Here is a 13233-nt window from a genome sequence, read left to right on the forward strand (position 1 = left end):
CGAATTCAAAGGCGAAATCACGCGAAGGGGTCCTCGGGATAGCACACGCCCGCAAGATAGAGGCCTTGTGGCGGGCAAACCGGGCCGCAGGCGGCGCGGTCGCGGGCCTCGAGCGCCGCTTTCACTTGGTCCGGTGTCCAGGCCCTGGCGCCGACGCGCTCCAGCGTACCGACGATGCTGCGCACCTGGTTGTGCAAGAAAGACCTGGCGCGCAGGCGGAACTGGATCTCGCGCCCGCCGAGGCCTTCGACCTGCGAGATGGCGATCTCGTCCATTGTTTTCACAGGGCTTTTCGCCTGGCAGATGGTCGAGCGGAAGGTCGTGAAATCGTGGTGCCCCACTAGATGGGCCGCGCCTTCGCGCATGGCCTCCACATCCAGAGCGTTCTGCACGCGCCAGACCAGCCCCTTGTCATGGGTGGCCGGAGCGCGGCGGACCAGAAGGCGAAAGAGATAGCGGCGCTCGATGGCGGAAAAGCGCGCGTGCCAGTCGTCGGCGACCTGCGCACAGTCGAGGATCGCGACGGGCAAGGGCTTCAGGTGAAAATTCAGCGCCTCGGACAGGCGGAACGGGTCCCAGTCCTTGGTCATGTCGCACTGCGCGACCTGTGCCAGCCCGTGCACCCCAGCATCGGTGCGCCCTGCCGCCGCAATCGTGTGCGGGCCGGGTTCCAGCCGCGCCAGCGCATCCTCGATCGCGCCTTGCACCGAAGGCTGATCGGCCTGTCGCTGCCAGCCGGCGAAGGGCGCGCCGTGATATTCGACTTTCAATGCATAGCGGGGCATGAAAAGGCCTTAGCGTGGCCGGGGGCGGGGAACAATCCCCCAACGCTCCCCTCTGGCACATGCCGGGTGCGCGGCCTATCTTTAGCGGAAAGAGAAGGGGCAGTTTGGTGCTTTCGGATATCGCAGATGGGCTGACGCGCGGCGTGGAACGCGTGGGCGACACGCTGTCTGGCGCGTTCATGGAGCCGGTGATCCGGCTGGGTGTCACGGGGCTGAGCCGCGCTGGCAAGACGGTGTTCATCACCTCGCTGGTGGCCAACCTGATGGATCGCGGGCGGATGCCGGGGCTGGTCGCCGCCGCCGAAGGACGCATTTCGGCGGCCTATTTGCAACCGCAGCCCGACGATACGCTGCCCCGGTTCGAGTATGAAAAACATTTGGGCGCGCTGACCGCCGAGACGCCGCGTTGGCCGGACAGCACACGGACCGTTTCGGAGTTGCGCCTGTCGCTGCGGGTGCGCCCGTCGGGCTTGCTGGCCGGATTGCAGGGGCCGCGGACGGTGCACCTGGATATCGTGGATTACCCCGGTGAATGGCTGCTGGACCTTGGCCTTATGGACAAGAGCTTTGCCGAGTGGTCCGCCGAAACCCTGGGCCGTTTGGCGTCGCGTGAGCAGGCGCAAGACTTTCTAGCAAAGGCCCGCGAGGTGGATGCGACGGTCAAGCTGGAGGAGCCTGTGGCGCAGTCGCTGGCCGAGGCGTTCACCGCCTACCTGAACGCGGCGCGGGCGGCGGGGCTGTCGGATTGCACGCCGGGGCGGTTCCTGCTGCCCGGCGATCTGGCCGGCTCTCCTGTCCTGACCTTTGCGCCGTTGCCCCAACCTGAAAGCCCGCCGCGGCGGTCGCTCTGGCGCGAGATGGAGCGGCGTTTCGAGGCCTATAAATCCAAGGTCGTCAAACCCTTCTTCCGCGATCATTTTTCCAGGATCGACCGGCAGGTCGTTCTGGTCGATGCGCTGGGCGCCATTCACAACGGCCCGCAGGCGGTCGAGGACATGCGCCGCGCGATGGCCGATATCCTGGGGGCGTTCCGGCCGGGGCGAAACGCTTTTCTGTCCAGGCTTCTGATCGGGCAGCGGGTCGAGAAGATCCTGTTCGCGGCCACCAAGGCCGACCATCTGCACCACATGCAGCATGGGCGGCTCACCGGCATTATCGAGGCGCTGATGCGGGATGCGCGCAACCGGGCGGATTTCGCCGGGGCCGAGACGGCGGGGATGGCGATCGCCGCGCTCAGGGCCACGACCGAGGAAACGCGGGAGCATGGCGGGCAGACGCTGGACTGTGTGCGGGGCACGCTGATGACGCCCGAAGGCGAGCGCGGCAAGCAGGCGGCGTTCTATCCCGGTGCCTTGCCGGAGGACCCGGCGCACCTGTTGGGCCCCGCGCGGGACGGGGCCGAGGCGTGGCTGGAGGCCGAGTACGAGGTGATGAATTTCGCGCCCGCGCGGCTGACGCTGAAGCGTGGAGAAGGCCCGCCGCATATAAGGCTGGACCGGGCGGCGCAGTTCCTGATCGGGGATCGGTTATGACCCCGTTCCCCGCAAGGCTGTGGCATGTGCCCGGGCTCTTGGAGGTCCTTTGGCGGCACCGGAATGGGCACTGGTGGGATGACCTGAGGATCATGCTGCGCGTGACGCGGCAGGGTTGTGTCCGGGCCGTGGCGGATGGCGCTGGCGTCGCTGGCTTCAGCCTCTGCCGCGGCGCCGAGTTGCATGCGCTGTACGTACATCCGCGGGCGCAGGGGCGCGGGCTGGGGCGGGTTCTGTTGCAGGATGCCCAGGACCAGCACGAGCGGCTAAACCTTTGGGTGGCCGAGGAAAACACCGGGGGGCGGCGGTTCTATTGCCGCCATGGATTTGCCGAAAAGACACGCGCGGATGGTGCGAGAAATGACGAGGGGCGGCCCGAGATCCTGATGGTCTGGCCGCCGGAGCGCAGGGTGGAGACATGAGCAAGCGGCCGGTTCTGATCGACATCGAAGAGGAGGGCGACAGCCCCCGCCCCGACATGGCGCCGCCGGTGCCGGACCCCGTGGTGGAAGGCCATCCGGAGGGCCGCGCGATGCAGACCGTGGCGACGCTGGCGGCCAGGAAGCCGTCGCGCCTGGCGCGGTGGTTCTGGGGGTTGCTGCTGTCGATTCTGGGGGCGGTGATTTCCTTTGCCGCTTGGGATTTCGTGAATGCTCTGCTGGCCCGCAACGTGGTGCTGGGCTATGCCGTCACCGCGCTGATCGCGGCGTTTGCCCTTGTTTGCCTGATCATTGTCATTCGCGAGATGGCGGCGTTTTCGCGGCTGGCGCGGATCGACAAGCTGCACCGTGCGGCGGATGCGGCTTTGGCGGGGGCGGACCTGAAACAGGCGCGGGGCGTGGTGCAGGACCTGACGCAACTTTATGCGGGGCGCGAGGATACCAGCTGGGGGCGGGACCGGCTGCGCGACTATGGCCCCGAGCAGATGGATGCGGGCAGCCTGCTGGGGCTGGCCGAGACGGAACTGCTGGCGCCGCTGGACCGGGCCGCGGCGCGCGAGATCGAGGCCGCCGCACGGCAGGTGGCGACGGTGACGGCGGTGGTGCCGCTGGCCTTTGCCGACGTGATCGCGGCGCTCACGTCGAACCTGCGGATGATCCGGCGGATTGCCGAGATCTATGGCGGGCGGTCGGGCACGCTGGGCAGCTGGCGGCTGGCCCGGGCGGTGATGACGCATCTTGTGGCCACGGGCGCCGTGGCGGTTGGCGACGACCTGATTGGCTCGGTCGCCGGGGGGGGCCTTTTGTCCAAGGTGTCGCGCCGGTTCGGCGAGGGGATCGTGAACGGCGCGCTGACCGCGCGGGTGGGCGTCGCGGCGATGGAAGTGTGCCGGCCCCTGCCGTTCCGGGCGGGCAAGCGCCCCTCGGTGACGCGGATGGTGCAACGGGCGCTGACCGGGCTCTTCAGCGGGGTTAACAAAGGGTAAACGAGCGGTGGTTTTCGCTCGGCGCGTCGGTATTTTCGCCCCATGGCAGGTCTAACCTCGCGACTTTACCCAAATTAGCGGAAAATCGTTAACGTCCGGTCGCGGGGCCGTGCGTCAGAACGGGTTGCCCAGTTTCGGGATGCCACCGGGCAGGGTCTCGCGGTTCACGACGCCCGCGCGCAGGGTCTGGCCGATGCGGTGCGCGAGCGCCGACCAGGCGGCGGCCTTGGTCGGGGAAAGCTCGGAGTGCAGCGTGGTGTCGAAGAGGTCGAGCCATGTCGAGAACATGCCCGGTTTGACGTTGCCCGCCTGCACATGGGCCTGCATGGCATTGCCCACGTAGCACCGCTCGTGCAGGATCGTGTTGGCCCAAAAATCGCTGACGCGGGTCTCGTGCGCGGGCCAGTCGGTGACATGCGCGGCAAAGACCGGGGCCAGCCCGGGGTGGGCGCGGCAGGAGGCATAGAAGGCCGCCACGACACGCTCGATCTCGGCGCGGGTGATCTCGAAACGGGGGGGCAGGGCCGGTGTCATGGCCTCGAATCTGACCGTTGGATGGGCCGGATGCAATGGGAAACACGATTCGGAAAACATGGTTAACGCCGCCGGATTGCAGGAAATCGGCACGTCGGTATCGCGTCGGTATCCGGGTGGTCCGCCGACGGTGCGGATTTGGCCGATTCGGCGCGTTAACGGGGCGGGCGTTGCAAAAGCCTTGAGAAGGCTTTTGCCAAGACTTTTCTGAAAAGTCTTGGCGCGGGTGGTGAGCCCGGGTTCTACGGCTTGCTCCTTGGAACGCGCCCACCTATAACGCCCCCCATCATGACCCGCTTTGCGATCATCATTCGAATTACATGCCCGGCGCTCTGAAACAGACGAGCCGCCGGGATCATAGGCGTATGGACCACCGCGCCGCCCCCACCCAGAGATTGAAATGCCAGTGACAAAGGACGTCACAGATGTGTTCTGACACACCCGATTACAAAGACACGCTGAACCTGCCGCAGACCGAGTTCCCGATGCGCGCGGGCCTGCCGAAACGCGAGCCCGAGTGGCTGGAGCGGTGGAACGGCCTGAAGGTCTATGACCGCCTGCGCGAGAAGGCGGACGCCGAGCCGCGCCAGCCCTTCACGCTGCATGATGGCCCTCCTTACGCCAACGGGCATCTGCATATCGGCCACGCGCTGAACAAGATCCTGAAGGACATGGTTGTGCGCAGCCAGCAGATGATGGGGCGCGATGCGCGCTACATCCCCGGCTGGGATTGCCATGGCCTGCCGATCGAGTGGAAGATCGAGGAAGAGTACCGCAAGAAGGGCCAGAACAAGGACGCGGTCGACATCGTCGACTTCCGCGCCGAATGCCGCAAGTTCGCCGAAGGCTGGATCGACATCCAGCGCGACGAGTTCAAGCGGCTGGGCGTGACCGGCAAGTGGGAGAAGCCCTACCTGACGATGGATTTCCGCGCAGAGCGGATCATCGCGGAGGAGTTTCAGAAGTTCCTGATGAACGGCACGCTCTATCAGGGGTCGAAGCCGGTGATGTGGTCGCCCGTCGAGAAGACCGCGCTGGCCGAGGCGGAGGTGGAGTACCACGACAAGGAGAGCTTTACCGTCTGGGTGAAGTTTGAGGTTGCACCGGGTGAACTGCCTCCGTTTTTCACAGAGTCCACTGACTCGGCGTCACTCGTGGGTGCCCACGTGGTCATCTGGACCACCACGCCCTGGACCATGCCGTCGAACAAGGCCGTCGTTTACGGCGAGGACATCGCCTATGGCCTTTACGAGGTCACGGGCACGCCGGACGAATGCTGGGCCAATGTGGGCGACAAGTACATCCTGGCTGACAAGTTGGCGGCGGACGTGATGGGCCGGGCGCGGCTGAATGACGACCAGTGGAGCCGTGTGCGGGACGTGAGTGCCGAAGAGCTGTCTGGTCTCAGCCTGAAGCACCCATTGCACGGCGCCGAAGGCTCGAACGGCGAGTGGGACGACCTGCGCGATTTTCGCGCCGCCGATTTCGTGACCGACGAGGAAGGCACCGGGTTCGTGCATTGCGCGCCCAGCCACGGGATGGAGGAATACGAGCTGTACCGCAGCATGGGAGATCATCCGGATGGCGGGACATGGTTGGACCAGGTCATCACCTATAACGTGATGGACGATGGTGGTTTCCGCGCCGACCTGCCGTTCTTTGGCGGGACCTATATCCTTGATCGCAAGGGCAAGGAGGGCAACGCCAACAAGACGATCATCGACAAGCTGGTCGAGGTGGGCGGATTGCTGGCGCGGGGCAAGATCAAGCACTCGTACCCGCATAGCTGGCGGTCGAAAGCGCCGGTGATCTATCGCAACACGCCGCAATGGTTTGCCGCGATCGACCGCGAAGTCGGTGACGGGCAGGACGAGAACGGCACCACGATCCGGCAGCGTGCGCTGACCGAGATCGACAAGGTGCAGTGGACTCCGAAGACAGGGCGTAACCGCCTCTATTCCATGATGGAAGCGCGGCCGGACTGGGTTCTGTCGCGGCAACGGGCCTGGGGCGTGCCGCTGACTTGCTTCGTCAGGAAGGGCGCGATGCCGACGGATGAGGGCTTTCTGCTGCGGGATGAAAAGGTCAATGCGCGGATCCTGGAGGCGTTCGAGGCCGAAGGCGCGGATGCGTGGTACAAGGAGGGGGCCAAGGAGCGGTTCCTGGGGAATGACTATGACCCGAACGAGTGGGAGAAGGTCGACGACATTCTCGACGTCTGGTTCGACTCCGGCTCGACCCATGCGTTCGTCCTACGCGACCGCGAGGACGGGTCCGAGGACGGGATGGCGGACCTGTATCTTGAAGGCACGGACCAGCACCGGGGGTGGTTCCATTCGTCCATGCTGCAATCCTGCGGCACGACGGGGCATGCGCCCTATCGCGGCGTGCTGACCCACGGGTTCACGCTGGACGAGAAGGGCAACAAGATGTCCAAGTCGCTCGGCAATACCATCGTGCCGGACGAGGTGGTCAAGCAATACGGTGCCGATATCCTGCGGCTGTGGGTGGCGCAGACCGATTACACCAATGATCAGCGGATCGGGCCGGAGATCCTGAAAGGGACCGCCGACAGCTATCGCCGGTTGCGCAACACGATGCGCTTCCTGCTGGGGGCCTTGAGCCATTTCAGCGACGCGGATCGGGTGGAGCCCGAGGACATGCCGGAGCTGGAACGCTGGGTGCTGCACCGGCTGGCGGAGCTGGATCACCGGGTGCGCACGGGGTATGCCGCCTATGATTTCCAGGGGGTGTTCCAGGCGCTGTTCAACTTCGCCACGGTGGAGCTGTCGGCGTTCTACTTCGATATCCGCAAGGATGCGCTGTATTGCGACGGGGACACGCCCCGGCGGCGGGCGGCGCGGACGGTGATGGATATCCTGTTCCACCGCCTGACCACGTGGCTGGCGCCTGTGCTGGTGTTCACGATGGAAGAGGTCTGGCTGGAACGGTTCCCGGGGGACGACAGTTCCGTGCACCTGGTGGATATCCCCGAGACGCCGAAGGAATGGCTGAACGAGCCGCTGGCGGCGAAATGGGCCACGGTGCGGCAGGCGCGGCGCGTGGTGACGGCGGCGCTGGAGGTGCAGCGGACCGACAAGGTGATCGGGGCGTCGCTGGAAGCGGCACCCGTGGTGCATGTGCGGGATGCCGAGGCGCTGGAAGTGCTGAAATCGGTCAATTTCGACGATATCTGCATCACCTCCGATATCCGGCTGACCGACGACCCCAGCCCTGCGGAGGCGTACCGGCTGCCCGAGGTGGACGGGGTGACCGTGGTGTTCGAGCGTGCGGAAGGCGAGAAGTGCCAGCGCTGCTGGAAGATCCTGCCGGATGTGGGGACGCACACGCATCCGGGGGTCTGTGCGCGGTGTAACGAGGCGTTGGGGTGACGGTGGGGTGAAACCCCACCCGACGGCCATGACGGATGACGAGATCGCCAAGACATTGATGCGGCTGGCGCGGGAGCGTGGGGCGGGCAAGACGTTTTGCCCGTCCGAGGTGGCGCGGGCGCTGTCCGAGGATTGGCGGGATTTGATGCCGCGGGTGCGTGAGGTTTCGGCAGGGCTGCCGCTGGTGGCGACGCAGAAAGGGGTGACGGTCGACCCGGTCGCGGCAAAGGGGCCGATCCGGCTGGGGCTGGCCGAAGGAGAGACGTGATGCCACCCATCCAGACGATTTCGACCGGGTTCGTGGTGGCCATGGTCGGGTTCTTCAGTTCCTTTCCCATCGTGTTGCAGGGGCTGGCCGCGGTCGGCGCGAGCGACGCGCAGGCGGCGTCGGGCCTGATGGCGGCGGCGCTGGCGATGGGGCTGGCGGGGATCGTGCTGAGCCTGTGGACCAAGATGCCCGCCTCGGTCGCGTGGTCGACGCCGGGGGCGGCACTGTTGGCGGTGACGGCGCCGGTGGAAGCCGGGTTTGCCGGTGCCGTTGCCGGGTTCCTGTTGGCGGGGGCTTTGACGGTGATCTCGGGCCTTTGGCGGCCCCTGGGGCGGCTGGCGGCGGCGATACCGGCGCCGCTGGCACAGGCGATGCTGGGGGGCGTGCTGATGCCGCTGGTGGTCGTGCCGGTACTGGCAGTGGCCGAGACGCCGGTGGTGATCGGGCCGATCCTGGCGGCGTGGTTCGTGCTGGGCCGGGTCAACAAGCTGCTGGCGGTGCCGGGGGCGGTCGTTGCGGCGGGGATCACGGTGCTGGTCTACGGCGACCTGGCCGCGTTCGACGCTGGGGGCTGGGTGACGGCGCCGGTATTCGTGATGCCCGAGTTCTCGCTGGCCGCCGTTCTGGGGATCGGCCTGCCGCTTTACGTGGTGACGATGGCGACGCAGAACGTGCCCGGGCTGGCGGTGATGCGGGCGCATGGATATGCGCCGGAACCCGGGCCTCTGTTGAGCGTGGTCGGCGGGTTCAGCGTACTGTCGGCCCCGGGAGGCGCGCCGCAGACCTGTCTGGCGGCGATCACGGCGGCGATGTGCGCGGACGAGGACAGCCACCCGGACGCGGGCCAGCGCTACTGGTCGGCGGTGATGGCGGGGGTTTTCTATTGCATCCTGGGCGTGTTTGCCGGGGTGATCACGGCATTCGCGGGCCTTGCGCCGCCGATGGTGATGGCGAGCGTCGCGGGGGTGGCCCTGCTGGGCGTCTTCGCCAATTCCACGGCGGCGGCGCTGGGCGATGCGGAGTATCGCGAGGCGGCGGTGATCACCTTTGTGGTCACGGCCTCGGGCGTGACGGTGTTCGGTTTGGGGGGCGCCGTGTGGGGGCTCCTGGCCGGGGGGTTGGTGCAGGCGGTGAAGTGGGTGAAGGGGTAGGCCGAGGAGTGGCGCGTGGGTTTTCACCCACCCTACGAAGCTCGATATGCTTTGATGCAAGGCACGACGGAGGCGAGCGTCAGCCCAAGGGAAGGGCTGACGATGGCCGGGCCGCTTCGCGGCTGTTAACCGGCTGGGGGCGCGATACCAGTGTCTTGCAACGGACTCGATACCGGCATTCGGTGCGGGTGGCACGAATGTCGGCTTTGCGGACATGAAAGACGTTTGATCTGCAGTCCCGGCGCGGACTCAGGCCGCAGGCCCCGCGCCATCGACGGGCCGCCCCCACGGCCCGGCGATTGGGTGAAATTCGGTGCATCGCTCAATCCTGTTTCGGATCTGGCCGGGATAAAGCGCTGCCGACCCACCGTCGGATCGCCGCGCCGCGGCCCGTCGATGGCGCTCGGGGCTATAGATCACGCTTGTCGGCGATGGACTCGAAGCCGCCCTTGCGGACCTTGCGCTTCGGCTAGCCCCTCCACGTCGGATGGAAGCGGCCACCCGGGGACAGGGTAAATATCTCGCACCCGTCTGCGGTGACGCCGATGGAATGCTCGAACTGCGCCGAGAGCGAGCGGTCGCGGGTCACGGCGGTCCAGTCGTCGGAGAGCACCTTGGTTTCGGGGCGGCCGAGGTTCACCATCGGCTCGATGGTGAAGAACATGCCTTCCTCGAGCGTGGGGCCGGTGCCTTCGCGGCCGTAATGCAGCACGTTGGGCGGCGCGTGGAACACCCGGCCCAGGCCATGGCCGCAGAAATCGCGCACCACGCTCATGCGGTGGCCTTCGACGAAGCTCTGGATGGCGTGGCCGATATCGCCGAAGGTGTTGCCGGGTCTCACCGCCTCGATACCCTTCATCAGGCTGTCATGGGTGACCTCGATCAGGCGCTCGATCTTGCGGTTGCGGCGCCCCGCGACATACATGCGCGAGGTGTCGCCATACCAGCCGTCGACGATCACGGTGACGTCGATGTTCAGGATATCGCCATCCTTCAGCTTCTTGTCGCCGGGGATGCCGTGGCAGACCACGTGATTGACGCTGATGCAGCTGGCGTGCTGGTAGCCCTTGTAACCGATGGTGGCGGATTTCGCGCCCGCCTCGGTGACCTTGTCCTCGATGAACTTGTCCAGAACGGCGGTGGTCTGGCCCACCTCCACGAGATCCGCGACCTCGTCGAGGATCTCGGCGGCCAGGGCGCCGGCCTTGTGCATGCCGGCGAAATCCGCCGCCTCGTGGATGCGGATGCCGTCGCGGGTCAGTCTGCCTCGGTGTTGTTCGTTCACGTCTGGGTCCATGCGAGTCAATTCTTTGAGGTGTATGTAGGCCGAATTCGGCCATAGGACCAGAGGGGCAGGTCACCGCAGGGGCAATGTGCGCCGAATTTCGACCTCTTCGGGCGTGATTGCACAATCGTAGGCCAGAACCTCGACCCCCGCGAGGCGGGCCATCAGCAGCGCCTCGGCATAGACGTGGTCGATATCGGCGGCCACGGTCAGACGCGTGCAGTCGGTGCGCTGGACGAGGTAGAAGAGCACGGCGCGGTGGCCGGATTTGGCCATGTCTGCCAGCTCTCGCAGGTGTTTGGCGCCGCGGGCGGTGACGCTGTCGGGGAACTCGGCGAGGCCCTTTTCGCGGCTGAGCGTGACGGATTTGACCTCGACATAGGCGTCGGGCAGGTCCGGGCCGCGCAGAAGAAAGTCGATCCGGCTGTTTTGCCCGTATTTCTGTTCGGGCAGGACGGTGTCGTAGGCGGCAAGCTCGGGGATGTCGCCGGCGGTCAGCGCGGCCTTGAGGGCCTTGTTGGGCAGGCCGGTGTCGACGCCGGTGAAATGCCCGTGCCCATGATCGACCAGCCGCCAGCCGTATTTCAGCTTTTTCTTCGGATCGTCATTGGGTTCGACCCAGATGCGCATTCCTTCGTCCGCCAGCCCCATCATCGAGCCGGGGTTGGCGCAATGGGCCGTCACCTCGCGCCCATCCTCGAGCCTGATATCGGCGAGGAAGCGTTTGTAGCGGCGGATCAGCGTGGCCGGTTCAAGAGGGGTTTGAAAGCGCATCCGCCATGCCTATACCGGAGCCAGACCTGCCGCAAGGAGAGCCGCCATGCCCAACCCAACCGCCGCGATGCTGGTGATCGGTGACGAGATCCTGTCTGGCCGTACGCGCGATGCCAACATGCACCACCTGGCTGGGCGGCTGACCGAGCACGGGATCGACCTGTTGGAGGTGCGCGTGGTGGCGGATGATCCGCGTGCCATCCAGGACGCGGTGAAGGCGCTGGCGGGGGCGTATGATCACCTGTTCACCTCGGGCGGGATCGGGCCCACCCATGACGATATCACCGCCGAGAACGTGGCGGCGGCCTTTGGCCTGCCGATCGGGGTGCGGGACGATGCGCGTGAGATACTGGAGGCGCATTACGACAAGCAGGGCTTGGAAATCAACGAGGCGCGGCTGCGCATGGCGCGGGTGCCGGAGGGTGCCACGCTGATCGACAACCCGGTGAGCGGGGCGCCGGGGTTCACCTTGGAGAACGTACATGTGATGGCCGGCGTGCCCAAGATCTTCGAGGCGATGGTGGAAGGGCTGTTGCCGACGCTGACGGGTGGACAGCCGGTGGTGTCGCAGACCTTGCGCGTGGAGCGCGGCGAGGGCGACATCGCGGGGCCGCTGGGCGCGTTGGCGGAGCGGTATGACACGCTGTCCTTCGGGTCGTATCCGTTTATCGTGAACGGGCGCTTCGGCGTGAACGTGGTGATCCGGGGACAGGACGAGGCGGAGGTGACACGCGCGATGCAGGACCTGCAAGAGGCGTTTCCGGCATGAACGGCCTGCCGGATGCCAAGAGGCTTTACGCGGTGACCGAGGCCACGTGGCCCGCCGCCGCGATGCATGAGGCGGGACCGTGGACGCTGCGCGACGGCGGGGGCGGGGGCAAACGGGTGTCGGCGACGACGCTGCGCGAGCCGGGCACGCCGGTCAGCCGCGACGCGCTGCCCGAGGCCGAGGCGAAGATGCGCGAGATGGGGCAGGACCTGTTGTTCATGATCCGGCATGGCGACGAGTCGCTGGACGCGATGTTGCGGGCCGCCGGGTATGACGTGATCGACCCGGTGAACATGTATGTCTGCCCGGTCGATACGCTGACGGGCGAGGACCCGCCGCCGGTGACGACCTTCGATCTGTGGGAGCCGATGGCGATCCAGCTGGATATCTGGAACGAGGGTGGCATCGGCCCGGCGCGGGTGGACGTGATGCGCCGGGTCGAGGGGCCGAAGACGTCGCTTTTCGGGCGGACGGCGAACCGGCCCGCGGCCACGGGGTTCGTCGCGATCTCGGACGGGGTGGCGATGATCCACGCGCTGGAAGTGCGCAAGGGCGAGCGGCGCGGCGGGCAGGGGCGGCACCTGACGCATCACGCGGCGCATTGGGCCGCGGCGCAGGGGGCCACGCATCTGAGCGTGCTGTGCACCATCGCCAACGACGCGGCCAATGCGCTCTACTCTTCCCTCGGGATGACGCTTGTGGGACAGTATCATTATCGCATCAAGAAGGATGGCCGCACCGCATGAGCCACGACGATCTGCCCACCGCCCTGAACCTGCCGATGGCGGACCCGCTGCCCGCAGATACGCAGAAGTATTTCGACGTCTGCCAGGTCAAGCTGGGCATGATCCCGAACGTGCTGCGGGCCTATGCGTTCGATATCGAGAAGCTGAACGCCTTTACGGCCATGTATAACGAGCTGATGCTGGGCGAGAGCGGGCTGAGCAAGCTGGAGCGCGAGATGATCGCGGTTGTCGTGAGTTCCATCAACCGCTGCTGGTATTGCCAGGTGGCGCATGGCGCCGCCGTTCGGGCGCTGTCGGGCGATCCGGCCCTGGGCGAGGCGATGGTGATGAACTGGCGGGCGGCAAGCCTCGACGCGCGACAGACGGCGATGCTGGAATTTGCCGAGAAGATCACAAAGGCCAGCGCCGAGACGGTCGAGGCGGACCGGCAGGCGCTGCGCGATGCGGGCTTTTCCGAGCGCGATATCTGGGACATCGCCGCCGTGGTGGGGTTCTTCAGCATGTCGAACCGGATGGCCAGTGCCACGGGCATGAAGCCCAACCCCGAATATCACGGCCAGGCCCGCTGATC

The 13233-nt window shown here is 66.4% G+C and carries 13 protein-coding genes; 9 read left to right on the plus strand and 4 right to left on the minus strand.

Going from position 1 to position 13233, the window contains the following annotated elements:
- Positions 1-17 precede the first annotated feature (17 nt).
- The gene (gene truA / locus ACQY4V_RS01165; RefSeq protein WP_428515124.1) at positions 18-785 is read right to left on the minus strand and encodes a tRNA pseudouridine(38-40) synthase TruA; all 768 of its coding nucleotides are present in this window, start codon (positions 783-785) and stop codon (positions 18-20) included.
- 104 nt (positions 786-889) lie between these two features.
- On the opposite strand from truA, the gene ACQY4V_RS01170 reads away from it, so the two are divergent.
- The 3 genes from ACQY4V_RS01170 to ACQY4V_RS01180 are packed head-to-tail and all read left to right on the plus strand — an operon-like array spanning position 890 to position 3743.
- Positions 890-2317 carry a YcjX family protein gene (locus ACQY4V_RS01170; protein ID WP_428515125.1) on the plus strand — a complete coding sequence of 476 codons (1428 nt, stop codon included), beginning with the start codon at positions 890-892 and terminating at the stop codon, positions 2315-2317.
- Complete coding sequence (locus tag ACQY4V_RS01175; protein WP_428515126.1) at positions 2314-2739, plus strand: GNAT family N-acetyltransferase; 426 nt, start codon at positions 2314-2316, stop codon at positions 2737-2739. Before ACQY4V_RS01170 ends, ACQY4V_RS01175 begins: the two co-directional genes overlap by 4 nt.
- Positions 2736-3743, plus strand: a complete 1008-nt coding sequence (locus ACQY4V_RS01180; protein WP_428515127.1) for a YcjF family protein — start codon at positions 2736-2738, stop codon at positions 3741-3743. Before ACQY4V_RS01175 ends, ACQY4V_RS01180 begins: the two co-directional genes overlap by 4 nt.
- 114 nt (positions 3744-3857) lie before the next feature.
- Here ACQY4V_RS01180 and ACQY4V_RS01185 read toward each other — a convergent pair whose 3' ends face one another.
- Positions 3858-4277, minus strand: a complete 420-nt coding sequence (locus ACQY4V_RS01185) for a group III truncated hemoglobin (RefSeq protein WP_428515128.1) — start codon at positions 4275-4277, stop codon at positions 3858-3860.
- A 425-nt stretch (positions 4278-4702) separates the two neighbouring features.
- Between ACQY4V_RS01185 and ileS the strand changes: the two genes are divergently transcribed.
- The 3 genes from ileS to ACQY4V_RS01200 are packed head-to-tail and all read left to right on the plus strand — an operon-like array spanning position 4703 to position 9088.
- Positions 4703-7669, plus strand: a complete 2967-nt coding sequence (gene ileS, locus ACQY4V_RS01190) for an isoleucine--tRNA ligase (protein ID WP_428515129.1) — start codon at positions 4703-4705, stop codon at positions 7667-7669.
- Positions 7670-7697: 28 nt separating this feature from the next.
- The gene (locus tag ACQY4V_RS01195) at positions 7698-7937 is read left to right on the plus strand and encodes a DUF3253 domain-containing protein (protein WP_428515130.1); all 240 of its coding nucleotides are present in this window, start codon (positions 7698-7700) and stop codon (positions 7935-7937) included.
- Positions 7937-9088, plus strand: a complete 1152-nt coding sequence (locus ACQY4V_RS01200; RefSeq protein ID WP_428515131.1) for a benzoate/H(+) symporter BenE family transporter — start codon at positions 7937-7939, stop codon at positions 9086-9088. The genes ACQY4V_RS01195 and ACQY4V_RS01200 overlap by 1 nt, the downstream gene beginning before the upstream one ends.
- Before the next feature lie 469 nt (positions 9089-9557).
- Here ACQY4V_RS01200 and map read toward each other — a convergent pair whose 3' ends face one another.
- Complete coding sequence (map, locus tag ACQY4V_RS01205) at positions 9558-10385, minus strand: type I methionyl aminopeptidase (protein ID WP_428515132.1); 828 nt, start codon at positions 10383-10385, stop codon at positions 9558-9560.
- 60 nt (positions 10386-10445) lie between these two features.
- A complete protein-coding gene (sfsA, locus tag ACQY4V_RS01210) occupies positions 10446-11147 on the minus strand; it encodes a DNA/RNA nuclease SfsA (RefSeq protein WP_222449214.1) in 702 nt (233 codons plus the stop codon).
- A 46-nt stretch (positions 11148-11193) separates the two neighbouring features.
- On the opposite strand from sfsA, the gene ACQY4V_RS01215 reads away from it, so the two are divergent.
- From ACQY4V_RS01215 to ACQY4V_RS01225, 3 genes are read left to right on the plus strand one after another with little or no spacing between them, the layout of a single operon-like run.
- Positions 11194-11916, plus strand: coding sequence for a competence/damage-inducible protein A (locus ACQY4V_RS01215; protein ID WP_428515133.1), 723 nt, complete (start codon positions 11194-11196; stop codon positions 11914-11916).
- On the plus strand, positions 11913-12662 hold the full coding sequence (locus ACQY4V_RS01220) for a GNAT family N-acetyltransferase (protein WP_428515134.1): 750 nt from the start codon (positions 11913-11915) through the stop codon (positions 12660-12662). The genes ACQY4V_RS01215 and ACQY4V_RS01220 overlap by 4 nt, the downstream gene beginning before the upstream one ends.
- Positions 12659-13231 carry a peroxidase-related enzyme gene (locus ACQY4V_RS01225; protein ID WP_428515135.1) on the plus strand — a complete coding sequence of 191 codons (573 nt, stop codon included), beginning with the start codon at positions 12659-12661 and terminating at the stop codon, positions 13229-13231. The genes ACQY4V_RS01220 and ACQY4V_RS01225 overlap by 4 nt, the downstream gene beginning before the upstream one ends.
- The last annotated feature ends 2 nt before the right edge of the window (positions 13232-13233 follow it).

Origin of the sequence: Roseovarius sp. (genome assembly GCF_965277045.1) — a bacterium.
Classification (GTDB): Bacteria; Pseudomonadota; Alphaproteobacteria; order Rhodobacterales; family Rhodobacteraceae; genus Roseovarius.